Consider the following 23,972-nt stretch of genomic DNA (forward strand, 5'->3'; position numbering starts at 1 on the left):
CCGATGCTGGCGGACCGGGCGGCGTGGTGACAACGCGGTTTCGGTGCCGCCGGGGACGGACCCCGGCGGCACCGACGCGGCCGGTCAGATCTGCACGCCAGGCCGGCTGTCCTCCACCACCACGCTCGCGCGGGTGCTGATCGGCGCGTCCGGCCTGGTGACGTAGGGCACGACGCGGAAGTCGCTCGTCCAGCGCTCGCGGTCCACCGTGACGCGCACGTAGCCGCGCTGGCTGTTGAAGAACTTCATGTGCGGGTTCGCCGCGAGGAAGGTCTCGCCCTGGGCCGTCATGTCGGCGCCGTCGCCGCCGCTGGTGATCGACGTGCCGACGAACTCCGAACCGACCGTGGCCGATCCGGGGTCGGCGTAGTCGCGCTTCAGGTCCCAGGCGTAGTTCTGGTGGCGGTCGCCGGTGATGACGACCAGGTTGCGCACCCCACGGTGGTCCGCCTCCGCCAGCAGCCGGTTGCGTTCGGCGACGTAGCCGTCCCACGGGTCCGTCCACACGGTCACCCCGGCGCCGGGATCCTGGTCGGTCTGGCCCATCGGCGCCTGGTTGCCCAGGATCTGCCACCGCGCCTGCGAGCGGCTGAAGCCCTTGAGGACCCAGTCCCGCTGACGGGAGCCGAGCAGGGTGCGGTTCTCGTCGAAGCGCTCGGGGCAGTCGGCGGAGGTGCCGTCTCCGCACGCCTGGTCGTCGCGGTACTGGCGGGTGTCGAGCATGGTGAAGTCGGCGAGCCGGCCGTACGGGAGCCTGCGGTACATCTGGACGTCCGGGCCGCTCGGCAGCTGGGCGCGGCGCAGCGGGGCGTGCTCGTACAGGGCCTGGAAGGCGGCGGCCCTGCGGAGCAGGAAGGTCTTCGGGTCCTCGTTGTTCTCGGAGGTCTCACCGGCCCAGTTGTTCTCCACCTCGTGGTCGTCGAACGTCATGATCCACGGGAAGTTGGCGTGCGCCTCGCGCAGCGGGGCCTCGGACTTGTAGAGGCCGTACTGGAGCCGGTAGCGGGCCAGGTCGACGGTCTCGGTGTGGAACTTCGGGTCCGTCACCACACCTCGGCTGTTGGTCTTGACGCCGGACTCGTAGAGGTAGTCACCGAGGTGCACCACCAGGTCCAGGTCCTCGCGCGCCATGTGCTGGTACGCCGTGTAGTAGCCGGCCTGCCAGGCCTGGCACGACGCGAAGGCGAACTTCAGCTCACGCGGGGAGTCCCACGGCGCCGGGGTGGTGCGGGTGCGGCCCGCCGGGGAGATCGCGGAACCGGCCCTGAAGCGGAACCAGTACGTGCGGTCGGGGGCGAGCCCGTGCACCTCCGGGTGGACGGAGTGGGCGAGTTCGGGGCTCGCGACCACACTGCCGCGCCGCACCACCCGGCGGAACCTCTCGTCGAGCGCCACCTCGTACTCGACGCGGACGGGGGTCGCCGGCATGCCGCCCATGCCGTCCTGGGCGAACGGATCGGGGGCCAGCCGGGTCCACAGCACGAAGCCGTCCCACGTGGGGTCGCCCGAGGCCACCCCCAGGGTGAACGGATCGCCCTTCAGCGCGGGGGCGGCGTAGGCGGACTGCGCCTCCCACGCCCCCGTGCCGAGCATCAGCGCGGCGGCTGCCGCCCCGCCGAATCCGAACATCTGCCTGCGGGAAACGGAACTCACGACCACGGGTCCTCCTCGGTTGCCCTGCGCCAACCCCGGACACGCTGCCGTCGGTTGGTGTCATGCTCACGCGCAACGCATGACGAGGGGCCGAGCGATACGTGAACACGACAGCTATATGCGGCCGACGGGCACTGTCGGTGGCGGCTGCGATCATGGGCGCATGACCGCGATCGACTGGGACGACGCCGCCGACTCCTTCGACGAGGAACCCGACCACGGGCTCCTCGACCCCGTGGTGCGCAGCGCCTGGGCGCACAGGATGGAGAGCTGGCTGCCCACCGCCCGCTCAGCCGTGCTCGACCTCGGATGCGGGACGGGCAGTCTGTCCCTGCTGGTCGCGGGCCAGGGCCACCGGGTCACCGCCGTCGACCGGTCGTCGCGCATGGCCGAACGGGCCCGCGCCAAGCTGACAGGCACCGGCAGCGAGGTGCTGGTCGGGGACGCGGCGCGTCCTCCGGTCGGCGGGCAGCGCTTCGACGTGATCCTCGCCCGGCACGTGGTGTGGCTGCTGCCCGACCCCGCCGCCGTCCTGCGGCACTGGTTCTCGCTACTGCGCCCGGGAGGCAGGCTGCTGCTGATCGAAGGGGTGTGGAACGGCGTGGGCATCCCCGCAGGCCGTCTCGCCGCGATGCTCGCCGAGCACACCGAGCGCGTCCACCACGAGCCGCTCTCGGGGGACGCGCGGCTCTGGGGCAAGGAGGTCGACGACGAGAGATACGCCCTGGTGGCCCGCGCGGAACCGCCCCGCCGGCACACCGAGGTCGTCGACGTCCACCTGATCCTGCGCAGGGGCCCCGATGTGCTGCTCTCCCGCCGCTCCGGCACGGGGTACGCGGACGGGCTGCTCCACGCGCCCTCGGGCCACGCGGAGGACGGCGAGGACGTCCGGGCCGCCGTGATCCGCGAGGCGGCCGAGGAGATCGGGGTACGGCTGGACCCGGACGAACTACGGGTCGCCCTGGTCATGCAGCACAGAGGGCCCGGCGGACGGCCCCGGATGGGCTGGTTCTTCGAGGCGGACCACGACCCCGCGCGACCGCCCCGCAACGCCGAGCCCGACAAGTGCTCCGAGCTGTCGTGGTTCCCCCTCGACGCGCTCCCCGACGACATGGTGGCGTACTGCCGTGCCGGACTCGACGGGTACCGCGCCGGGCAGCGCTTCCTGATCCACTGGCACGAGGACGACGACACGATCGGCTACGCCCCCGGGGGCCCACGCCGAGCGGTGGCACTGCCGGCCGCGGCGGCGCCCACGGGCCGCCTGCACCACGTCGAACTGCGCGTGCCCGACATCGCGGAGGCCGAGGCCGAGTGGGGCTGGCTGCTCGGCCTCCTCGGTCATGTCCCCTACCAGCGCTGGTCGCACGGGTGCAGCTGGCGGAGGGGCGACACCTATGTGGTGGCCGAGCACGACCCGACCCCGCGGGAGGCGAAGGCCCCGGGCGCCGGCCCGCTGGCCTTCCACGTCCGAGACCGTGCGGAGCTGGAGGCCCTGACGGCACGGGCCCCGGGCCACGGCTGGCGCCCGCTCCTACCGGGCGAGGACGCCGATCCGGGTGAAGGGGCACCTCGCGTGGTCAGGCTGACGAACACGGCAGGCCACGAGGTGGAGCTGATCGTCCCTCACTGACCTGGTGCCGCACCTCGCGGCGTTGTCGCCGGTCCCCGACGCTCTGCGTCGACTCCCTCCTCCGCCTTGCGATGCACGGCACCAGGGCCCCGCTCCCGCTCCCCGATCCGGTCTGATCCAAACGAAAGACCCTAGGCTGGAGCACCCTTCCGCCCGCGCACCGTACGAGGACCACTCCCATGGGCAGCAACACCACGATCCGCCTGATCGAGACCGCCGACGCCGCTGTGATCGCCGCGCACCGGGTGCGGGATGTCGAGGCCTTCAGGCGGTGGGAACCGGCCCAACCGGCGGAGTTCTTCACTCCGGAAGGCCAGGCGAAGCGGATCGACGGACTGCTGGCCGGATACCGGGCCGGCACGGTCTGGCCGGGCGTGGTGCTCGCCGACGAGCAGGTGATCGGGCAGGTCACCGTCGGAGGCATCCTCCCGCAGCCGCATCTGCGCCGCGCTTCCGTCGGATACTGGATCACCGGCGCCGCCCAGAATCAGGGGCATGCCGGACGGGCGGTCGGGCTCGTACTCCGGGTGATGGCGGACGAGCTCGCTCTGCACCGCGCCGAGGCGTCCACCGACCTGGAGAACCTGCCGTCGCAGCGCCTTCTGCGCCGCAACGGGTTCAGCCCGTACGGGGTCGCGCACTCCTCGATCCTCCTCGACGGGAGGTGGCGGGACGGACTGCTGTGGGAGCGCATCCTCGGCGACTGACGGCCGCCCGGCGCGGTCCCGGCCGGCAGGACACGGAGTCCGATCCTGCGGACGCCAACCCGCCGCACGAGCGGACCGCCTCCGATTTTCGGGCGACGGAGCGGATGACAGGAACGGCGGTGGGAGAGAATCGGCCCGTGACCCTGAAGATCGCCGTTGACCCGGACTCCGCCACCGCCCCGTACGAGCAGCTGCGTGCCCAGCTGTCCGAGCAGGCGCGCTCCGGCGCCCTTCCCGTCGGCTACCGCCTGCCCACCGTGCGGGGCCTGGCCGGGGAGCTCGGCCTCGCGGCCAACACGGTGGCCAAGGCCTACCGCGCCCTGGAGGCGGACGGAGTGATCGAGACCCGTGGCCGCAACGGCACATTCGTGGCCGCGGCCGGCGACGCCGCGGCCCGCCACGCGGCGACGGCGGCGCAGGAGTACGCCGAACAGGCGCGGCGCCTCGGCCTGTCGAAGGCCGACGCACTGGCACACGCCGAGGACGCGCTCCGCGCCGTCTACGCCGGCTAGGGGGCCGTCAAGTCCTCTGCGGCCGGCGGGGTCCTCAGGAACGGACGAAGCTACTTCGGCGACGCCCCCCAGCAGCCTCCGCCCGCTCAGAGGTACAGCCCCGCGTCCGCTCCCGCGTCCTGCCTCGGCACGGACGCGGGGCCGCTGCCCCGGCGCAGGGCGTAGAGCTCGGCGAGCGTCGCCCCCTCGCGGCCGACCCCCTCCTCGGTACCCAGCCAGGACACCGACTCCGCGCGGGTCAGCGACCCGACCTCGATGCGGGCCAGGCAGCGGCCCGGCCGTACGACGGCGGGGTGCAGGCGCTCCAGATCCTCGTTGGTGGTCACCCCGACGAGCACGTTGCGGCCCTGGCCCAGCAGTCCGTCGGTCAGGTTGAGCAGCCGGGAGAGCGCCTGGCCGGCCGTGTGCTTCGCCTCGCCGCGGATCAGCTCGTCACAGTCCTCCAGCAGCAGGAGCCGCCAACGGCCCTTCGCGGAACCGTCGTCCTCGCCGATCGCGATGTCCATCAGATAGCCGACGTCGTTGAAGAGGCGCTCCGGGTCCAGGACGCAGTCGACCTGGCACCAGTCACGCCAGGAGCGGGCCAGGGTGCGGAGCGCGGAGGTCTTCCCGGTGCCGGGGGGCCCGTGCAGCAGGAGCAGCCGGCCCGCGATGTCCTCAGGGGTGACCTTCATCAGCCGGTCCAGGGCATCGGCCACCGGAGCCGTGTAGTTGGGCCGGACCTCGTCCCAGGTGCCGGCGGCGATCTGCCGGGTGGTGCGGTGCGGTCCCCGGCGGGGCGAGACGTACCAGAAGCCCATGGTGACGTTCTCCGGCTGGGGTTCAGGTTCGTCCCTGGCCCCGTCGGTCGCCTGGGCCAGGATCCTCTCGGCCAGTTCGGGGCTGGTGGCGGTGACGGTGACGTCGGCACCCCTGCTCCACCGCGAGATCAGCAGGGTCCACCCGTCGCCCTCGGCGAGGGTCGCGCTGCGGTCGTCGTCGCGGGCCGCCCGCAGGATTCCGGCGCCAGGAGGAAGCAGGGTCGCACCGGACCTGACCCGGTCGAGGGACGAACTGTGGGAGTAAGGCTGCTCGCCCGTCGCGAAACGGCCCAGGAAGAGCGCGTCCACGATGTCGGACGGCGCATCGCTGTCATCGACGTTGAGCCGGATGGGCAGCGCGGACTCGGGGTGTGCAGGCATGGGCTCATGATCCGGCACGGCCGGATACCGCGCATCAGGTTTCCCCAGCTGCCATCCGGGTGGCGGACGCGGCCGGCCGCCATCCGCGCCGGAGAGTTTGCCCGCAGGCCCGTCGAACACCAACTGTCCCCCGAGCGAAGGGCGGAAGGCTTTTTGGCATGAACACTTCCGAAGGTCGGGGCGATGGGCTACTACGTAGTAGGCAGAGATCCTGCCCAAGGAGGTCCCGTGAAGATGTTCAGACCCGTGGCACTGTCGTTCTCCCTCCTGCTCGGTGCCGTACTCGCCCTGACCGGCGCGGGTGTCGCCCAGGCCCAGGCGTCCGCGGCGGTCGACTACGTCGCGCTGGGCGACTCGTACGCGTCGGGCGTCGGAGCCGGCAGCTACGACAGCGCCAGCGGCGCCTGCAAGCGCAGCACCCGCGCCTACCCCGTCCTCTGGCAGGCGGCCAACAAGCCGTCCTCCTTCGCCTTCACCGCGTGCTCGGGGGCCAGGACCGGCGATGTGACGGCCGGTCAGCTGGGTCCCCTCAACTCCTCGACCGACCTGGTGTCCATCTCCATCGGCGGCAACGACGCCGGGTTCTCCGACGTCATGACCACCTGTGTACTCCAGTCCGAGGCCACCTGCCTGAGCCGTATCGCCACCGCCCGCGCCTACGTCGACTCCACCCTCCCCGGCAAGCTGGACACCGTCTACGCGGCGATCAGCGCCAAGGCGCCCTCGGCCCACGTCGTCGTCCTCGGCTACCCCCGCTTCTACAAGCTCGGCGGCAGCTGCATCGCCGGGCTGAGCGAGAAGGAGCGCTCCGCCATCAACGGCGCCGCCGACTACCTGAACGCCGCCACCGCCAAGCGCGCGGCCGACCACGGCTTCACCTTCGGTGACGTCACCACGACCTTCACCGGGCACGAGATCTGCTCCGGCAGCGCATGGCTGCACAGTGTGAACTGGCTCAACATCGGCGAGTCCTACCACCCCACCGCCGCGGGGCAGTCGGGCGGCTATCTGCCGGTGCTCACCGCCAAGGACTGACCTGACCGAGGTCGTCCGAGCCGGCCGCGGGCGAGGCCGGCCGCCCGCGGCGCACGCGAGGGCGGCCGGCCACCGGCCCGGGGCGTCGCGTGGGCGAGGCGGCCCAGGTGCTCGCCGGGGTCCGCTCCCCGCGGCGCGGCGAGCACGTCGGAGCCGATCCGAGCGGCGCGCCGGGCCGGCAGCGGGCCGTCGGGCTCGAGCGGGCCGTCGGGCTCAAGCGCGTCGGAGAGCGGGAGTCCGCGGTAACGGGACGTCAACACCCGTGCACAGGTGTGCAATCATCCGGCCGGGATACACGAGTGTCACCGCGGGACGATAGGGTTAACCTGCCCGGGCCGGGTGCCCTCGTACGGGTGGGGAGTGACATGGAACAGATAACGGTGCGCAGCAGGCCGCGTGTGCCTGCCATCACGTGCGGGAGCGGCGCGACCAGTTCGCGGCTCGACCGCCACCTCGCGGTGCTGGGCGGTCCCGCCGTTCCGCAGCGGGAGAGCGCGGAGGCGACGCTGCTCATGCTGGAACTCACGGCGCGGGACGCCTCGCACAGCCGGCGGAGCAGGAGTGCGCGTGTCTCGCTCTTCGCACCGCTGCGGCGGCTGCGGCGTTCGCTCTTCGGCGGCCGCCACTGACCGACGGCTCTCACACAGGTGCGGCCCTGGGACCAGGGCCGTGTCCACGGCGACTCCGTCCCGGCGCAGTGCCGCTGTCCGCCCGGTCCGTCATCCCCCGGGCGGCGGCGTTGCGTCGCAGTCTCCCCATGCCCGGCGCCGGTCCGGCATCCACCGGCGCGACCGTTCGACAGCACGGTGCGTCCCGTCACAGCAGGGCGAACTGCCCCTCGGGCCCCTCTTCCTGGTGACCCAGGACGGAGGCGGGCCGTCGTGAGCGCGCAGGGACGGGAAGTATCCCGGCCGCCCTGAGATCCTGGCGCGTGAGAGCGGCGGACCCGTCGAGGCGTCGGTGCAGGTCCTGCTGCCGCGGCCGCAGACCTGCCAGCAGGGCCAGTACGGTCACCAGTTCCAGCAGCTCCGAGGTCCGCTCCTGCGGCCACTCGCGCGGCCCCACCGCCGCAAGCCCCTCCCCAGGGCCGGTACGGCGTCCGAACCAGAGCTCCAGCATCCGCACCCCGCTGACGTGGAAGTCCCATGCCCCCTCGGGTACGGGGGAGATCCGCCCCTCACCGAGGACCAGCGCCTCCTCCCCGGCCTCGTAGCGCAGGGCGTCGGGCCGGGCCGGGACGGTGGCCCGCACGTACGGCCGCCGACCGCCGGGCAGACGGGGGCGCTCACCACCGCGCGCGCCCCGTAGGTGCACGCGCAACAGCTCCTGGCCGAGCTCCACACCCAGGGCCCACAGCGCGCCGTCGGCCGGCAGCGGTACGAGCGGGCCCGACGGGGAGGGCAGCGCGGCGGCGAGCGTCCAGGCGAGGAAGGACTCGGCGGAGACCTGCACCCCGTAGCGGTCGGCGAGCAGCGCCGGCAGACCGGGTGCGAGATTCGGCTCCTGCCCGCCCGGCCGCCGGTAGAGGGGCCGGATCCGGCCTGGCCGGCCCGCGGGGGAGTGCCCGTCCGGCAGCAGCGCGGTCGCCGAGAGCGCGGGACCGTCCTGGCCGGGGACGTGCCCGTGTTCGACGGCGAAGAGCTGACGGCCGTCGGCCACCCGCCACAGTTCCGGGCGTGCCGCGTCGAGCAGGCGGTGGTCCGGGATCAGCCACTGCTCGTCGAACGGACCGTGCAGGATGCGCACCGGCTCGGGATACGGTCCGGGGTCGCGGGCGAACGCGCGCGTACCGCCCCTACGGCCGGGCAGGGCGGCGGCAGCGGTCCGGGGTGTACGGGAGCGGGTCGGCAGGAACAGCCTCTCCTGCTCCGCGGCCCCGGCCGACACCAGGAGATCCCACCTGGCCCGCAGCGACGCGGCCTCGGGGGCCGTCACCCAGGGTCGGCCCGGTCTCAGGGGCCGCACCGACCAGGGCATGAGGTCCTCCAGCAGTGGGACCGTGCCGGTCCTGTCCGCCCCGGCCGTCACCCGTGCCGCCACCGTGCGCCGTCCTCCCCGTAGCCGCGTCCGCCGCCCCCGGCATCGTAACGACCACCGGCCGGGGGCCGGCGGTCAGTGGGCGTCGAGCGTCACCGAGAAGGAGAAACGGTCCCCCCGGTAGCGGATGCGTGCCACGTCCACCACGGTGCCGTCCTCGTCGTACGTCACGCCGGTGTAGTGCAGGATCGGGCTGAGCAGCGGGACCTGGAGCAGTTCCGCCGTGGCGGGGTCCGCGAGACGCGCCTCCACGGTGTCGGTGATGCGGGAGATCCGTACGCCGACGGCGTCCCGCAGCACCTTCGTCATGGGCCACCGCTCCAGATCGGCCACGTCGATGCGGGCCGCGATCTCCGGGCGCACGGCGTTCTCCGCCCAGTTGGTGGGTTCGTCCGTCTGCTCGTCGCAGCGCAGCCGTCGGTAGCTGACGACCTCGGGGCAGTCCGGGAAGAACTCGGACAGGTCACCGGGCACGGGGGCCCGGCCGTGGCCCAGCACGGTGGTGCGTTCGCCGGACTGCTGGGCGACGATCGCGTCGACCGAGCCCATCAGCCGGACCGGCGACACCCTGCGGGCCCGGGGCTCGATGAACGTACCCCGCCGCCGGTGGCGGCTGATCAGGCCCTCGGCCTCCAGTTCCTTGAGGGCCTGGCGCATGGTGAGGACGCTGACCCCGTAGTGCGCGGCCAGCTGCTCCTCGGTGGGGAGCCGGGTCGACGCGTCCTGCGGGCGGCCCAGTATGGACGCCCGCAGGGACTGCGAGACCTGATACCAGAGCGGCAGCTTCCGGTTCAGCACCAGGGAGTCGGGGGCGAAGCCGGGCCGACTGGCCTCGTTCACCTGATTCATCCGGGTCACCTGAACTCTCTGCGCGCTGCGGCAGGCCGCGGGGGCTACGGCCTGAAGTTGCGGGTCAGACCCTGCCACACCTCGTCGTACCCGTGCTGGAGATGGCCGGCGCCGGCCGCCTGCGCGGTCGCCGTGACCGGCCAGCGGGTCTCGAACATGAACGCCAGGCCGTCGTCGATCCGCTGCGGCCTCAGCTCCGCCGCGCTCGCCCGGTCGAACGTGTCACGGTCCGGTCCGTGCGCCGACATCATGTTGTGCAGTGATCCGCCACCCGGTACGAAGCCGCCCGCCTTGGCGTCGTAGGCGCCCTCGATCAGGCCCATGTACTCGCTCATCACGTTGCGGTGGAAGTACGGCGGGCGGAAGGTGTCCTCGCCGACCAGCCAGCGCGGAGCGAAGACGACGAAGTCGACGCCGGCCAGACCCGGGGTGTCGGACGGCGAGGTCAGCACCGTGAAGATCGACGGGTCCGGGTGGTCGTAGCTGATGCTGCCGAGGACGTTGAAGCGCCGCAGGTCGTACACGTACGGGGTGTGGTTGCCGTGCCAGGCGACCACGTCGAGCGGGGAGTGGTCGTACGTCGCCGACCAGAGGTTCCCGCAGAACTTGTTGACCACCTCGACCGGGCCCTCGCGGTCCTCGAAGGCGGCGACGGGCGCCAGGAAGTCCCGTGCGTTGGCGAGGCCGTTGGCGCCGATCGGACCCAGATCGGGCAGCACGAAGGGCTGGCCGTAGTTCTCGCAGACATAGCCACGGGCCGCGGGGTCCAGCAGCTCCACCCGGAAGCGGACACCGCGCGGGATCAGCGCCACCTGGCCCGGCCGGGCCGCGAGCAGCCCCAGTTCGGTGCGCAGCAGCAGGCCGCCGTGCTCGGGAACGATCAGGAGCTCACCGTCGGAGTCGCTGAACACCCGGTCCGTCATGGAGGTGTCGGCGCTGTAGAGGTGAATGGCCATACCCGTGCGCTGCGTCGCGTCGCCGTTCCCGCCGAGCGTCCACAGTCCGGCCAGGAAGTCCGTGCCGGGGGCGGGGTCGGGCAGCGGGTCCCAGCGCAGCCGGTTGGGGTCGGGCACCGACTCGGTGAACGGCGCGGTGCGCAGGGTTCCGTTGTCGACACGGACGAAGGCGGGGTGTGCGGCCGAAGGGCGGATCCGGTAGAGCCAGGACCGGCGGTTGCGGGCCCGGGGCTCGGTGAAGGCGGAACCGCTGAGCTGCTCCGCGTACAGCCCGAGGGGCGCGCGCTGCGGCGAGTTGCGGCCGTGCGGAAGGGCTCCCGGCACAGCCTCCGAGCTGTGCTCGTTGCCGAAGCCGGAGTGGTGGGCGAGGCTCTCCGCCGTCTTCCTCGCCTGTTCGATGCCGCTCATCATGCGCTCCCGTCGGATGAGAATCCCCACGGATCCCCTGACGAAGAATCCTATGCACAACCGTAGGAATGGGAAGGTGGCTCGTCAACGGCATGCGGGCATCATGGGGGCGTGTCCCACGCTCATTCGAACCTCCGACGCGTCCCCGTGCAGCAGCGCAGCGCCGACCGGCTCGCCCGCATCCTCGACGCGGGCGCCGCGCTGCTCGACGAGACCGGCTACGAGCAGCTGTCCACCCGGGCGGTCGCCGACCGTGCCGGTGTGCCGATCGGCTCCGTCTACCGCTTCTTCAGCGACAAGAGAGCCCTGGTCGAGGCGCTGGCCGAGCGGAACCTGGAGGTCTACGCCGGGCGGGTCGTCGCGAGGATCGAGGTCATCCCGCAGCGGGAGTGGCGTGCGGCCATCGACGCCGTCCTCGACGAGTACCTGGCCATGAAGCGGTCAGTCCCCGGCTTCGCCCTGGTCGACTTCGGTCCGCCCGCGCCTGTGGCCGCCCCGCTCGACGAGGTCAACCGGCGGGTGGCGGAACGGCTGGCCGGCCTGCTCGCGGGCCATCTCGGTTCCGGGCGCGACGGGGCGGACGCCGACGCCGCCCTGCGCCGCACCGTGCTGGTCTGCGTGCAGGCGGCCGACGCGCTGCTGCAACTCGCCTTCCGGGCCGATCCGGAGGGCGACCCCGAGCTCATAGGGGAGACCCGCGTCCTGCTCCAGGCGTACCTCGCGCGGGTACTCGTACGCTGACTTCCGTCCCGGTCGGCCCAGGTGCCGTCCCGTGATTCCCGGCGGGCGCGCGACGACGGTCGCGGCACTCCCCGGACTTCGTCCGGGGGTGTCCCACGCCGCGTTGTCGCAACGTCCGCATGCTCCCCCGGGCTTCGCCCGGGAGGTGCCCCCGTGCGTATGCGGACGCCCCTCCGCCTTGCGATGCGCCGCATCCGACGCCGCGCGCCGATCCACCGGGAATCGCGGGGCGGCCCTCAGGTGCCCGCCTCCACCTGCCTGCCTCCGGGTGGGCGGGGCCGGGCCGGGCCAGGACGCCTCCCGGGTCTGCGGGGGTCGGTCGGGCCAGGCCCTCGCCAGCATCCGTACCGGTCGGTATGCTCGATGTGCCGGGCGCCCGCGCCCCACGAACGCGGTGTGGGCCGCCGGTTCATGCCCGCGCGCCATCGCTGCCGCCCCGGGGAGGGCCCGTGTCCCACGATTCCCGTACCGCTCTGCGCGTCTGTCCGCTCTGTGAGGCCGCCTGCGGACTCACCCTCACCGTCGAGGGCGGCAAGGTCACCGGCGCCCGGGGCGACCGGGAGGACGTCCTCAGCCAGGGCTTCATCTGCTCCAAGGGCGCCTCGTTCGGCGGTCTCGACGGCGACCCGGACCGGCTGCGCACCCCGCTCGTCCGCACCGGCGGCGTCCTGCGCGAGGCGACCTGGGACGAGGCCTTCGCCCTGATCGCCGACAGGATCCCCGCCCTGGTCGCCGAGCACGGTGCCCAGGCCGTCGGGGTCTACCTCGGCAACCCCAACGTGCACACCATGGCCGGCGGGCTCTACCCGCCGCTTCTCCTGTCCGCGCTCGGCACCCGCAACGTCTTCACCGCGAGCACGCTGGACCAGATGCCCAAGCACGTCTCCAGCGGACTGCTCTTCGGGGACGCCCACGCCATCCCCGTACCCGACCTGGACCGGACGGCCCACCTGCTCCTGATCGGCGCCAACCCGATGGAGTCCAACGGCAGTCTGTGCACCGCGCCGGACTTCCCCGGCAAGCTCAAGGCGCTCCGGCGGCGCGGTGGCACCCTCACCGTCGTCGACCCGCGCCGCACCCGCACCGCGCGCCTCGCGGACCGGCACGCCGCCATCAGGCCGGGGACCGACGCCCTGCTGCTCGCCGCCCTCACCCAGGTCGTCGTCGAGGAGAAGCTCGCCGACCCCGGCGTACTCGCCGAGCACCTCGAAGGCTACGACGAACTGGCCGAAGCGATCGCGGACTTCACTCCCGAGGCGGTCTCCGCGGCCTGCGACCTGGACCCCGGGACGATCCGGGCGATCGCCCGGGAGCTGGCGGCCGCCCCCTGCGCGGCCGTCTACGGGCGCATCGGCAGCTGCACCGTCGAGCACGGGACCCTGGCCAGCTGGCTCGTCGACGTGCTCAACATCCTGACCGGAAACCTCGACCGCCCCGGCGGAGCTCTCTTCCCGCTCTCCGCCACCTCCCGCGCCCCCCGGCCCGCCGGTCCGGGCAGGGGCTTCGACCTCGGCCGGTGGGCGAGCCGGGTCTCCGGCCACCCCGAGGCCAAGGGGGAACTGCCCGCGGCCGCACTCGCCGAGGAGATCGAGACACCCGGCGGAGACCGTATCCGGGCCCTGATCGTCATCGCGGGGAACCCGGTGCTCAGCGCCCCGGACGGGAACCGCCTGGACCGTGCGCTCGCCGAGGACCTGGACTTCATGGTCAGCGTCGACCCGTACCTCAACGAGACCGCCCGTCACGCGGACGTCGTGCTCCCGCCACCGCCGCCGTCCCAGAGCGCCCACTTCGACTTCTCCCTCAACTCCCTGGCCGTCCGCAACCAGGTCCGCTACAGCCGTCCCGCGGTGCCGCTCGAGGAAGGGAGGATGGACGAGTGCGAGATCCTCGCACGGCTGATCCTCGCCGCCGGCGGCAACCACGGTGCTCCTCACGGAGCCGTCGACGACCAGGTCATCGCCGCCACGCTCGACAAGGCGGGCCTGCCCCAGGAGTTCGCCGCGGAGCTGACCGGCCGCACCGGAGCCGAGCGGCGACTCGACCTGATGCTCCGTCTCGGCCCCTACGACCTGACGCTGGAGCGGCTGCTCGCCCATCCGCACGGCATCGACCTCGGCCCTCTCCGGCCACGGCTGCCGCAGGTGCTCAGGACCCGGAGCGGCCGCATCGAACTCCTGCCGGCGCCGGTCGCCGCCGACCTGCCACGACTGCGCGCGACGCTCGCCGAGCGGCCCGCCTCGCTCGTCCTCGTCGGCCGCCGCCACCTGCGCTCCAACAACAGCTGGATGCACAACATCGCCTCGCTGCGCGGTGGTTCGAACGTCTGCACCCTCCAGATCCATCCGGAGGACGCGGCCAGGCTCGGACTCGCCGAAGGCGGCACGGCCACGATCACCGCGGCCGGCGGCCAGGTCGAGGCTCCCGCCGAGATCACCGACTCCGTACGCCCGGGGGTCGTGAGCCTTCCGCACGGCTGGGGCCACAACCGCCCCGGGACCCGTACGGAGGTCGCGGCCGGGGACCCGGGAGTCAACGTGAACCAGCTCCTGGACGGCACCCTGCTTGACCCGCTGTCGGGGACCGCGGTGCTCAACGCCGTCCCGGTGGCCGTGGCGCCGGCCCGTTGACCGGGGGCCCCGCCCGGGCGGCCGGCGCGTCGACGCCTTGCGGGCGCCGTCCCCGGGCCCACGACGTCGTCCGGACGCAGGCGCTGCCGGCGGCTCGGAGGGGATCGTCAGGTGCCGCACGGGCCGGCCGTCCCGGGCCGCGTCCCCGCACGGCCGCGCCGGGCCGGACGCCCCCGCGCCGAGAGGGACTCCGCCCGAGGGAGCGGCCCTTCCCGGGGCGCCGGGGTGTCCGGAGCCGTCCCGCCCACGGGCATCCCCCGCCCGGCGCGCCGGTGTGTCTGCCGGCCGTGCGTGATCTGTGTCTCCGGTGGTTCCCTGGCGCCAAAAAACTAACAGCGCTAGTTTGGGCCGGGACGGTATCCGTCGGTACGGCGTACGGCTTCGGCGGCAGGCACAGCGAGCCCGGGAGGAACAGCCATGAAGGCGCATGACGGGATGTACATCGGCGGGGAGTGGCGGCCCGCCGTGGGCAGGGACACGATCGCGGTCGTGAACCCCGCCGACGAGCAGGTCATCGGCCATGTCCCGGCGGGAACCGCCGAGGACGTCGACGCCGCGGTACGCGCCGCACGCTCCGCCTTCCCCGGCTGGGCGGCCACACCCCCGGCCGAGCGCGCGGAACGGATCGCCGCCCTGCGGGACGCGCTCGCCGCCCGCAAGGACGAGATCGCCGAGACGGTCACGGCGGAGCTCGGCTCACCGCTGCCGCTCTCCCAGGCGGTGCACGCGGGTGTCCCGGTCCTGGTCGCCGGTTCGTACGCCGACCTCGCCGCGGCCTACTCCTTCGAGGAGAAGCTCGGCAACTCCACCGTGCTGCTGGAGCCCGTCGGAGTGGTCGGTGCGATCACGCCCTGGAACTACCCCCTCCACCAGATCGTCGCCAAGGTGGCCCCGGCCCTCGCCGCGGGCTGCACCGTCGTCCTCAAACCCGCCGAGGACACCCCGCTCACCGCGCAGCTCTTCGCCGAGGTCACCCAGGAGGCCGGGCTGCCGGCCGGAGTCTTCAACCTGGTCACCGGCATCGGCGCGGTGGCGGGCCAGGCACTCGCCGGGCACGAGGGGGTCGACCTCGTCTCGTTCACCGGTTCGACGGCCGTGGGCAAGCAGATCGGGGCCACCGCGGGAGCGGCCGTCAAGCGGGTCGCGCTGGAGCTCGGAGGCAAGTCCGCCAACGTGATCCTGCCGGGCGCCGACCTCGCCAAGGCGGTCAACGTCGGCGTGGCCAACGTGATGTCCAACTCCGGGCAGACCTGCAGCGCGTGGACCAGGATGCTGGTCGACGCCGAGCGGTACGAGGAGGCCGTCGGCCTCGCCGCCACCGCGGTCGCCAAGTACGTACCGGGGGAGCGGGTGGGCCCGGTCGTCAACGCCAAGCAGCAGGCCCGGGTGCGCGGTTACATCGAGAAGGGCGTCGAGGAGGGTGCCCGCCTCGTCGCGGGAGGCCCCCAGGCGCCCAAGGAGCGGGGCTACTACGTCAGCCCCACCGTGTTCGCCGACGTGACCCCGGACATGACGATCGCACGGGAGGAGATCTTCGGCCCGGTCCTCTCGATCCTGCGCTACGAGGACGTCGACGACGCCCTGCGGATCGCGAACGACACCGTGTACGGACTGGCCGGTGCGGTCTGGGGCGCGGACGAGGCCGAGGCCGTGGCCTTCGCCCGCCGTATGGACACCGGACAGGTGGACATCAACGGCGGCCGCTTCAACCCCCTGGCCCCGTTCGGTGGTTACAAGCAGTCCGGGGTGGGGCGCGAGCTCGGCCCGCACGGCCTCTCCGAGTACCTCCAGACCAAGTCCCTCCAGTTCTGATCCCACGCCGATCCACCGAGGAGTCTGTTCGTGGTCCGCGCCGCCGTACTGCCCGCCGTCGGAGCTCCCCTGGAGATCACCGACATCGAACTCCCGGAGCCCGGCCCCGGCCAGGTGAGCATCAGCCTCGCCGCCGCCGGTGTCTGCCACTCCGACCTGTCCCTGTCCAACGGCACCATGCGGCTGCCCGTCCCCGCCGTCCTCGGACACGAGGGAGCCGGCACGGTGCTCGCCGTCGGTGAGGGCGTCACCCACGTCGCCGCCGGTGACCCGGTCGTCCTCAACTGGGCCCCCTCCTGCGGAGCGTGCTTCCACTGCGGGATCGGTGAGGTGTGGCTCTGCGCCGACGCGCTGAAGGGCGCGGCGAACATCCACGCCCGCACCGCGGACGGCACCGAGCTGCACCCCGGTCTGAACGTCGCCGCCTTCGCCCAGGAGACCGTCGTCGCCGCCAACTGCGTGCTGCCCGCTCCGGCGGGCGTCCCCCTGGAGGACGCCGCGCTGCTCGGCTGCGCGGTCCTGACCGGGTACGGGGCGGTCCACCACTCCGCCCGGGTCCGCGAGGGCGAGAGCGTCGTCGTCCTCGGCATCGGGGGAGTCGGCCTCGCCGTGCTCCAGGCCGCCCGCATCGCCGGAGCGTCGAAGATCATCGCGGTGGACGTCTCACCGGAGAAGGAGGAACTCGCGCGCGCGGCCGGGGCCACCGACTACGTCGTCGCGTCGGACAGGACCCCGCGCGCCGTACGGGCGCTCACGAACGGCCAGGGTGCCGACGTCGCCGTGGAGTGCGTGGGCCGGCCCGCCACCATCCGCGGGGCCTGGGAGTCCACCCGCCGCGGCGGCCGCACCACGGTCGTCGGCATCGGCGGCAAGGACCAGCAGGTGACCTTCAACGCCCTGGAGATCTTCCACTGGGGCCGCTCCCTCACCGGCTGCGTCTACGGCAACAGCGACCCGGAACGGGACCTCCCGGTCCTCGCCGAGCACATCCGCGCCGGGCGGTTCGACCTCTCCGCCCTCGTCACCGAGCGGATCTCGCTGGACGGCATCCCCGCCGCCTTCGAGAACATGGTCGCGGGCAAGGGCGGACGCGCGCTGGTCGTCTTCTGATTCCGCCCCGGCCGGGTGCCCGTGCCGCGCACCGGCACCCGGCCGGGTACGGCCTCCCTCAGGAGTCCGCCTGCCGTCCGGCGCCGTCCGGCGCCCGGGAGGCACCGGCGGGGGCTCCCCGGCGCCGGCGCCCCCGCGAGACCGCGACGCCGGCCAGGCAGAGCAGTCCGCCCGCGACGGTGAGGAGGGCCGGCACCTCGTCCAGGAGCAGCCAGGACATCAGCACCACCAGTGCGGGCACCGCGTACGTCGTCGCGCCCATCCGGCCCGCGGTCGTCCGTGACAGTGCGTACGCCCAGGTCGTGAAGGCGAGAGCCGTCGGGAACACCCCGAGATAGACCATGTTCAGCGTGGCGGACGCGGGCGCGGCTGCGGCCTCGGAGACCAGCACACCGGTGAACGGCAGGCAGGCGACCGTACCGGTCAGGCAGCCGAACGTGGTGATCTGCAGGGCGGATCCGTGCCGGAGCGCGGGCTTCTGGCCCACCACGCCACCCGCGTACGCGATCGCGGCGACGAGGCACAGCACCACGCCGAGCACCGACGAACCGCCGTGCTCCGACATCGACAGCCCGACCACCGCGGCGCCCGCGAAGGAGACCCCCATGCCGACGAGCAGCCTGCGCGGGAGCCCTTCGCCCAGGAGCCTCGCGCCCAGCAGCGCGATCAGGATCGGGCCGATGTTCACGACCATCGCCGCGGTACCCGCGTCGACCTGCTGCTCGCCCCAGTTCAGCACCACCATGTAGAGCCCGAACCAGAGCAGCCCCGATGCCAGGATGCCCGGCCACGCCGCCCGGGCGGGGAGCCCCTCGCGGCGTACCAGCAGGATCGCGCCCAGAGTCACCGTTCCCGCGAGGAGCCGGCCCAGCGCGAGCGCGCCCGGCGAGTACGCGTCCCCGGCGCTCCGGATGGAGACGAAGGCGGAGGCCCACAGGATGACCGTGGTGCAGGCGGCGGCGGGGGCGCGCCAGTCGCGCCCGGTCGCGGCAGGTGCGCCGGGAGGCGCGATCGGTGTTGTCGTCATGGCCACGACGTTAGGCCGAGGACGTTGCGGCGCCCACCGAATTGTCGGGCACGCCGAGATCCGCCGGCGTGAGGCCCAGCAGCTCTGACAGCGCGTGCGAGCCGGCCGGGGTCGCGCGCACCGCCCGGCCCGTACCGACGCGCTCGCACCACCCGGAGTCCAGCGCGTGCGCGCACAGGGCGGCTCCGGCCGTTCCCGCCAGATGCGGCCGCCGTTCGGTCCAGTCCAGGCAGGCGCGGGCCAGGGGGCGCCGGGCCGGCGTCGGGCCGGCGCCGAGGCCGACACCGAGTCCGGCGAACCACCGCAGGCCGTCGTCGGTGAGGGCGAAACCGGTGTCCTGGCGCAGGAGTCCCCGCGCGGTCATCGCGTCGGTGATGCGGATGCCGAGCCGCCCGGCCAGATGGTCGTAACAGGTGCGCCCCAGGGCCAGTGCGTGCCGGAGGCTCGCCTCGCGCAGGGTGCGCGCGGGCGCCGGTGCGCCGGGGAGCACATGGGCGGCCAGCGCCTCCACGAGCTGCGCGGTCCGTGCGTCGGCGAGCCGCACGTAGCGGTGGCGGCCCTGGCGTTCCTCCGCCAGCAGCCCGCCGGCGACCAGCTTGCCCAGGTGCTCGCTGGCCGTGGACGGGGCGACCCCCGCGCACCGGGCCAGTTCCCCGGCCGTCCAGGCCCGGCCGTCGAGCAGCGCGAGGCAGAAGGACGCGCGGGTCTCGTCCGCGAGGAGGGCCGCGAACGCCGCGAGCCGGGGCGCCGCGGGGTCGCGGGGTGGCGTACGGGTCATGCGTCCAGGATGCGTCAGCGACCGTTCGGCGCGTGCCGAACGGTGCGCTCGCCCACCGTCTGCCCGTACTGGAGCGCCAGGCCGTCCAGCAGGGCGCGCAGCCCGGTCTCGAAGGCGCCCTCGTCCACCTGCTGCCGGCGCTCGGCCAGGAGATGGGCCTGGCCCAGGTGCGGGTAGTCGGCGGGGTCGTAGGCCGTCTCGTCGTCGACGAACCCGCGGGCGAAGGAACCGAGCGCCGACCCGGTGATGAAGTAGCGCATCAGGGCGCCGATGTACGTGGCCTGGGCGGGCGGCCAGCCGGCCCTGACCATGGCGCCGAAGACCGCGTCCGCGACCCGCAGACCGGCCGGACGGCGGCCGGGCCCCTGCGCGAGCACCGGGACGATGTGCGGATGCGCCGCGAGCGCCGCGCGGTAGGAGACGGCCCAGTCGTGCAGGGCGGCGGGCCAGTCGCGCGGATCGGACTCCTCGAACATCGACAGGTCCACCTGGGCGGACACCGCGTCGGCCACCGCGTCCAGGATCTCGTCCTTGTTCCGGAAGTGGTTGTACAGCGAGGGGCCGCTGACCCCCAGCTCCGCGGCGAGCCGGCGGGTCGAGACGGCGTCCAGTCCCTCGGCGTCCACGAGCGAACCCGCCGCCTCGACGATGCGGTCTCTGCTCAGGAGGGGCTTGCGCGGTCGGGCCATGCGGCACATAGTAGGGCCTGCAAGCGAAAAACTAGCAGTGCTAATTTAAAGTGGGGTGTCGCAGGATGGACCTGGAGCTGAGCGAGGAGCAGGACGCCGTCAGGCAGCTCGCCGAGGACTTCGTCGCGCGGGAGATCACCCCGCACGTCGTCGAGTGGGACCGCGCCGAGAGTGTCGACAAGTCGATCGTGAAGAAGCTGGGCGCCCTCGGCTTCCTCGGGCTGACGATCCCGGAGGAGTACGGCGGCTCGGGTGGCGACCACCTCGCCTACTGCCTGGTGACCGAGGAGCTGGGGCGCGGTGACTCCTCGGTGCGCGGCATCGTCTCGGTCTCCCTCGGCCTGGTCGCCAAGACGATCGCCTCCTGGGGCAGCGAGGAGCAGAAGCGGCAGTGGCTGCCCCGGCTCACCGCGGGCGAGGCCGTGGGCTGCTTCGGGCTCACGGAACCGGGCACCGGCTCCGACGCCGGGAACCTGACGACCCGGGCCGTTCGGGACGGTGACGACTACGTCGTCAACGGCACCAAGATGTTCATCACCAACGGCACCTGGGCCGATGTCGTCCTGCTGTTCGCGCGCACCGGGGACACCCCCGGCCACCGCGGTGTCTCCGCCTTCCTGGTGCCGGCCGACAGCCCGGGGCTGACCCGGCGGACCGTCCACGGGAAGCTGGGGCTGCGCGGGCAGGCCACCGCCGAACTGGTGCTGGAGGACGTCCGCGTCCCCGCCTCCGCGCTCCTGGGCCCGGAGGGCAAGGGCTTCTCCGTCGCGATGTCCGCCCTCGCCAAGGGGCGCATGTCCGTCGCCGCGGGCTGCGTCGGCATCGCCCAGGCGGCCCTCGACGCCGCCGTGCGGTACGCGGGCGAGCGCGAGCAGTTCGGCAAGTCCATCGCGAGCTACCAGCTCGTCCAGGAGCTCATCAGCGACATCTCCGTGGACGTCGACGCGGCACGCATGCTCACCTGGCGCGTCGCCGACCTCGTCGACCGCGGCCAGGACTTCGCCACCGCGGCCTCCACCGCCAAGCTGTTCGCCTCCGAGGCCGCGGTCCGGGCGGCCAACAACGCCCTGCAGGTCTTCGGCGGCTACGGCTACATCGACGAGTACCCCGTCGGCAAGCTGGTCAGGGACGCCCGTGTGATGACCCTCTACGAGGGCACCAGCCAGATCCAGAAGCTGATCATCGGCCGGGCGCTGACGGGCGTCTCCGCCTTCTGAGCCGGGCGCGATGAGTACCGGGTGAGTACGCCGGCGGATACCGGCGTACTCCGTCCGGGCCGGATGCTGGGCCGCATGAGCGACTCATCTTCGGTCAAGCAGCAGAGCACCGCCGCCTTCTACGGCCAGGCCGTCCTCTCCTTCGGTGTGGCGATGGGCGCGGTGGCCCTCGGCATCTTCTTCCTCGACGCCGACGCCTGGGTACGGGCGTTCCTCGCCATCGGCGTCCTCTACCTCGTCACCTCGTGCTTCACTCTCGCCAAGGTCATCAGGGACCGGCAGGAGGAGGGCCGGATCGTCAGCAGGGTCGACCAGGCCAGGCTGGAGAAGATCCTCGCCGAGCACGACCCCTTCCAGAAGCTCTGAGATCCGGGCTCCCCGCACCTCTAAGCGCTTGCTCAGGTTCGAGGTATGGTGTTCGTCCTGCCAGCGGAAAGGGGCACGTGGCGATATGAGCACGGCGCAGGAGAGCGACGGCGAGAACGCGCCGTGGAGCGAGGTCACGCCCGAGGCGGCGAGGCGGCTGCTCGTCGCGGCCGTCGAGGCCTTCGCCGAGCGGGGTTACCACGCCACCACCACCCGCGACATCGCCGGACGGGCCGGCATGAGCCCGGCGGCGCTCTACATCCACTACAAGACCAAGGAGGAGCTGCTCCACCGCATCAGCAGGATCGGGCACGACCGTGCCCTGCTCCTCCTGGAGGACGCGGCGGCCAAGGACGGCACGGCGGCCGAACGGCTCGCCGACGCGGTCCGCTCCTTCGTGAGCTGGCACGCCGAGCGCCACACGACCGCCAGGGTCGTGCAGTACGAGCTCGAGGCGCTCGGCGACGAGCACCGTGCCGAGATCGTCGCCCTGCGCAGGCGGAGCGACGGCGCGGTGCGCGGGATCATCGACGACGGCGTCCGGGCGGGCGAGTTCGACGTGGCGGACATCCCCGGTACCGCGCTCGCCGTGCTGTCCCTCTGCATCGACGTCGCGCGCTGGTTCAACGTGCGCGGCAGCCGGACCCCCGAGGAGGTCGGCGAACTGTACGCCGGTCTCGTCCTGCGCATGGTGGGCGCGGGGAAGTGACGCCGGGCGGCCCTCGGGAGCCCGGCGCACCCCCGCCCGGTCAGAAGTAGTAGCGGGACACCGACTCCGCGACGCACGCCGGCTTGTCGCCGCCCTCACGCTCGATGGTGACCAGGGCGGTCACCTGGACGCCGCCGCCGGCCTCCTCGACGCTCTTGAGCACCGCCGTGGCGCGCAGCCGCGAGCCCACCGGGACGGTCGAGGGGAAGCGGACCTTGTTGGTGCCGTAGTTGATGCCCATCTTCGCGCCCTCGACCGCGAGGACCTGGGGGACCAGGGCGGGCAGCAGCGACAGCGTCAGGTAGCCGTGCGCGATCGTGGTGCCGAAGGGGCCCGCCGCCGCGCGCTCCGGGTCGACGTGGATCCACTGGTGGTCACCCGTCGCCTCCGCGAACTGGTCGATCCTCTTCTGCTCGACCTCCAGCCAGTCGCTGTGCCCGAGCTGCTCGCCCACGGCGTCCCGCAGCTCCTGGGCGGACGTGAAGATCTTCGGCTCTGCCATGTTCCTGGTCCCTGCCTTCCGGCTGTCCGATCGCCCTCTCCGGGCAATGTCTAAGCGCTTGCTCAGCATGGTTGGGCCGCGCCTCCCTGTCAACGAGAGCCGTCCGGGATTCGGAAGCCGGCGATGCGGGACCGAGGGGTGCCCTTAGGGTCGGGGCGTGCCACAGATCCCGCAGACCCGCCACGAACTCACGGTCGGACAGCTCTCCGCGCGCAGCGGCGCGGCGGTGTCCGCGCTGCACTTCTACGAGACCAAGGGCCTGATCAGCAGCACCCGCACGAGCGGGAACCAGCGCCGCTACACCAGGGACGCGCTGCGCCGGGTGGCGTTCGTCCGCGCCGCGCAGCGGGTGGGCATCCCGCTCGCCACCATCCGGGACGCGCTCCGCGAACTGCCTGAGGAGCGCACGCCCACGCGCGAGGACTGGGCCCGGCTCTCGCGGTCCTGGCGCTCGGAGCTGGACGAGCGGATCAAGCAGCTGGCGCGGCTGCGGGACCACCTCACCGACTGCATCGGCTGCGGATGCCTGTCGCTGGAGACCTGCGTGCTGTCCAACCCGGACGACGTGTTCGGCGACCGGCTGACCGGATCACGGCTGATGCCCGAGCGGCGGGCACCGGAAGCCTGAGCGGAGCGCACCCGGCCGTTCCTGAGCGCGTCCCCGCTCCGCCGTACCCCTCGTCCAGGCGCCGTCGCCGGGTCCCGTCAGGCGGCCGACGCCAGGTTCCCGGCGCGGGTCCCGCGTGCCTTCGCCAGGGCGCCCGCCGTCAGTACGGGCCGGGGGACCGCGATGCCGCACCCCGTGCAGACCGGTCCGGACCACGGCTCCCGGTCCAGGCCGTGGCGCCAGGTGATCCCGCCGCCCGAGCAGACCGGGCAGGTGGCGCCCGGCCGGGTCCCCAGTGCGGTGATCAGCCTGCCCAGAACCTCGGCGAGCGGGGCGTCGGGGTGGACCTCCGGGTCCTCGCAGTGGGCGATTCCGTGGCCGCCCCAGGTCCGCCTGTGCCAGTCGTCGAACGACCCCGGCCGGCGCAGGCCGTCGTGCTTCTCCCGGCGCCGCCGCTCGGCGAAGCCGGCCTCGTACGCGAGCCACACGGCCCGCGCCTCCTCCAGTTCCTCCAGCGCGTGGATCAGCCGCACCGGATCGGGCGTCCGGTCCTCGGGTTCGATCCCGTGCCGGACGCACAGATGGTCCCAGGTCGCCCGGTGACCGTACGGGGCGAACCGTTCCAGGCACTTGCGCAGCGAGTACCGCCGCAGGGGCAGATCGCCCCGTGGATCGCGGACCTGTCTCGCAAGACTCCGGAAACCGGCCATGGCCGCCACCTCCGTCGCTCGTTCATCGCGTCAAGGGATGGACGTACGACTGCCCGATTCGGCTCCATCGAAAGGTGAAAAGCGTCCACGGATCGAGATGGCC

Annotated in this window: 22 protein-coding genes and 1 pseudogene; 13 read left to right on the plus strand and 10 right to left on the minus strand. The window is 73.0% G+C overall.

Going from position 1 to position 23,972, the window contains the following annotated elements:
• Positions 1-84: 84 nt before the first annotated feature.
• Positions 85-1,659 carry an alkaline phosphatase D family protein gene (locus tag ACFXOA_RS03145; protein ID WP_385021620.1) on the minus strand — a complete coding sequence of 525 codons (1,575 nt, stop codon included), beginning with the start codon at positions 1,657-1,659 and terminating at the stop codon, positions 85-87.
• Between the two features lie 157 nt (positions 1,660-1,816).
• Between ACFXOA_RS03145 and ACFXOA_RS03150 the strand changes: the two genes are divergently transcribed.
• From ACFXOA_RS03150 to ACFXOA_RS03160, 3 genes are all read left to right on the plus strand, one after another.
• Complete coding sequence (locus ACFXOA_RS03150; protein ID WP_385021622.1) at positions 1,817-3,286, plus strand: trifunctional class I SAM-dependent methyltransferase/NUDIX hydrolase/VOC family protein; 1,470 nt, start codon at positions 1,817-1,819, stop codon at positions 3,284-3,286.
• Between the two features lie 179 nt (positions 3,287-3,465).
• A complete protein-coding gene (locus ACFXOA_RS03155) occupies positions 3,466-3,993 on the plus strand; it encodes a GNAT family N-acetyltransferase (protein ID WP_385021625.1) in 528 nt (175 codons plus the stop codon).
• A 137-nt stretch (positions 3,994-4,130) separates the two neighbouring features.
• Positions 4,131-4,505, plus strand: coding sequence for a GntR family transcriptional regulator (locus ACFXOA_RS03160; RefSeq protein ID WP_385021628.1), 375 nt, complete (start codon positions 4,131-4,133; stop codon positions 4,503-4,505).
• 86 nt (positions 4,506-4,591) lie between these two features.
• On the opposite strand, the pseudogene ACFXOA_RS03165 reads toward ACFXOA_RS03160, so the two are convergent.
• Positions 4,592-5,721: pseudogene (locus ACFXOA_RS03165) on the minus strand (DUF5925 domain-containing protein).
• A gap of 199 nt (positions 5,722-5,920) precedes the next feature.
• On the opposite strand from ACFXOA_RS03165, the gene ACFXOA_RS03170 reads away from it, so the two are divergent.
• Together ACFXOA_RS03170 and ACFXOA_RS03175 are read left to right on the plus strand one after the other, a co-directional pair.
• Entirely contained in the window at positions 5,921-6,721 is an 801-nt protein-coding gene (locus tag ACFXOA_RS03170) for an SGNH/GDSL hydrolase family protein (protein WP_385022089.1), read from the plus strand.
• 365 nt (positions 6,722-7,086) lie between these two features.
• On the plus strand, positions 7,087-7,350 hold the full coding sequence (locus tag ACFXOA_RS03175) for a hypothetical protein (RefSeq protein WP_385021631.1): 264 nt from the start codon (positions 7,087-7,089) through the stop codon (positions 7,348-7,350).
• A 187-nt stretch (positions 7,351-7,537) separates the two neighbouring features.
• Here the strand turns inward: ACFXOA_RS03175 and ACFXOA_RS03180 are convergent, their stop codons facing one another.
• From ACFXOA_RS03180 to hmgA, 3 genes are all read right to left on the minus strand, one after another.
• A complete protein-coding gene (locus ACFXOA_RS03180; RefSeq protein ID WP_385021634.1) occupies positions 7,538-8,761 on the minus strand; it encodes a type ISP restriction/modification enzyme in 1,224 nt (407 codons plus the stop codon).
• 72 nt (positions 8,762-8,833) lie between these two features.
• Positions 8,834-9,607: a GntR family transcriptional regulator gene (locus ACFXOA_RS03185; protein WP_385021637.1), complete on the minus strand. Its 774-nt coding sequence runs from the start codon at positions 9,605-9,607 to the stop codon at positions 8,834-8,836.
• Positions 9,608-9,651: 44 nt separating this feature from the next.
• Entirely contained in the window at positions 9,652-10,971 is a 1,320-nt protein-coding gene (gene hmgA, locus ACFXOA_RS03190) for a homogentisate 1,2-dioxygenase (protein WP_385021640.1), read from the minus strand.
• Positions 10,972-11,082: 111 nt separating this feature from the next.
• Between hmgA and ACFXOA_RS03195 the strand changes: the two genes are divergently transcribed.
• From ACFXOA_RS03195 to ACFXOA_RS03210, 4 genes are all read left to right on the plus strand, one after another.
• Entirely contained in the window at positions 11,083-11,712 is a 630-nt protein-coding gene (locus tag ACFXOA_RS03195) for a TetR/AcrR family transcriptional regulator (RefSeq protein WP_385021642.1), read from the plus strand.
• A 449-nt stretch (positions 11,713-12,161) separates the two neighbouring features.
• The gene (locus ACFXOA_RS03200) at positions 12,162-14,342 is read left to right on the plus strand and encodes a molybdopterin oxidoreductase family protein (RefSeq protein ID WP_385021645.1); all 2,181 of its coding nucleotides are present in this window, start codon (positions 12,162-12,164) and stop codon (positions 14,340-14,342) included.
• A gap of 417 nt (positions 14,343-14,759) precedes the next feature.
• A complete protein-coding gene (locus tag ACFXOA_RS03205; protein WP_385021648.1) occupies positions 14,760-16,154 on the plus strand; it encodes an aldehyde dehydrogenase family protein in 1,395 nt (464 codons plus the stop codon).
• A gap of 30 nt (positions 16,155-16,184) precedes the next feature.
• Positions 16,185-17,264 carry a Zn-dependent alcohol dehydrogenase gene (locus ACFXOA_RS03210; protein ID WP_385021651.1) on the plus strand — a complete coding sequence of 360 codons (1,080 nt, stop codon included), beginning with the start codon at positions 16,185-16,187 and terminating at the stop codon, positions 17,262-17,264.
• A gap of 58 nt (positions 17,265-17,322) precedes the next feature.
• Here the strand turns inward: ACFXOA_RS03210 and ACFXOA_RS03215 are convergent, their stop codons facing one another.
• From ACFXOA_RS03215 to ACFXOA_RS03225, 3 genes are read right to left on the minus strand one after another with little or no spacing between them, the layout of a single operon-like run.
• Positions 17,323-18,291, minus strand: coding sequence for a DMT family transporter (locus ACFXOA_RS03215; RefSeq protein ID WP_385021654.1), 969 nt, complete (start codon positions 18,289-18,291; stop codon positions 17,323-17,325).
• Positions 18,292-18,301: 10 nt separating this feature from the next.
• Positions 18,302-19,069, minus strand: a complete 768-nt coding sequence (locus ACFXOA_RS03220; RefSeq protein ID WP_385021657.1) for an ArsR/SmtB family transcription factor — start codon at positions 19,067-19,069, stop codon at positions 18,302-18,304.
• Positions 19,070-19,083: 14 nt separating this feature from the next.
• Positions 19,084-19,758, minus strand: coding sequence for a TetR/AcrR family transcriptional regulator (locus ACFXOA_RS03225; RefSeq protein ID WP_385021660.1), 675 nt, complete (start codon positions 19,756-19,758; stop codon positions 19,084-19,086).
• 65 nt (positions 19,759-19,823) lie between these two features.
• On the opposite strand from ACFXOA_RS03225, the gene ACFXOA_RS03230 reads away from it, so the two are divergent.
• The 3 genes from ACFXOA_RS03230 to ACFXOA_RS03240 all read left to right on the plus strand — a co-directional run bounded on the left by ACFXOA_RS03230 (position 19,824) and on the right by ACFXOA_RS03240 (position 22,050).
• A complete protein-coding gene (locus tag ACFXOA_RS03230) occupies positions 19,824-20,975 on the plus strand; it encodes an acyl-CoA dehydrogenase family protein (protein ID WP_385021663.1) in 1,152 nt (383 codons plus the stop codon).
• A 75-nt stretch (positions 20,976-21,050) separates the two neighbouring features.
• Complete coding sequence (locus ACFXOA_RS03235) at positions 21,051-21,341, plus strand: YiaA/YiaB family inner membrane protein (RefSeq protein WP_385021666.1); 291 nt, start codon at positions 21,051-21,053, stop codon at positions 21,339-21,341.
• 85 nt (positions 21,342-21,426) lie between these two features.
• On the plus strand, positions 21,427-22,050 hold the full coding sequence (locus ACFXOA_RS03240; RefSeq protein ID WP_385021669.1) for a TetR/AcrR family transcriptional regulator: 624 nt from the start codon (positions 21,427-21,429) through the stop codon (positions 22,048-22,050).
• A gap of 40 nt (positions 22,051-22,090) precedes the next feature.
• Here the strand turns inward: ACFXOA_RS03240 and ACFXOA_RS03245 are convergent, their stop codons facing one another.
• Complete coding sequence (locus ACFXOA_RS03245; RefSeq protein WP_385021672.1) at positions 22,091-22,552, minus strand: MaoC family dehydratase; 462 nt, start codon at positions 22,550-22,552, stop codon at positions 22,091-22,093.
• 157 nt (positions 22,553-22,709) lie between these two features.
• Between ACFXOA_RS03245 and soxR the strand changes: the two genes are divergently transcribed.
• The gene (gene soxR / locus ACFXOA_RS03250) at positions 22,710-23,180 is read left to right on the plus strand and encodes a redox-sensitive transcriptional activator SoxR (RefSeq protein WP_385021675.1); all 471 of its coding nucleotides are present in this window, start codon (positions 22,710-22,712) and stop codon (positions 23,178-23,180) included.
• A gap of 77 nt (positions 23,181-23,257) precedes the next feature.
• Here soxR and ACFXOA_RS03255 read toward each other — a convergent pair whose 3' ends face one another.
• Positions 23,258-23,869 carry a hypothetical protein gene (locus tag ACFXOA_RS03255; RefSeq protein ID WP_385021677.1) on the minus strand — a complete coding sequence of 204 codons (612 nt, stop codon included), beginning with the start codon at positions 23,867-23,869 and terminating at the stop codon, positions 23,258-23,260.
• Between the last annotated feature and the right edge of the window lie 103 nt (positions 23,870-23,972).

Source organism: Streptomyces sp. NPDC059166 (assembly GCF_042755185.1).
GTDB lineage: Bacteria > Actinomycetota > Actinomycetes > Streptomycetales > Streptomycetaceae > Streptomyces.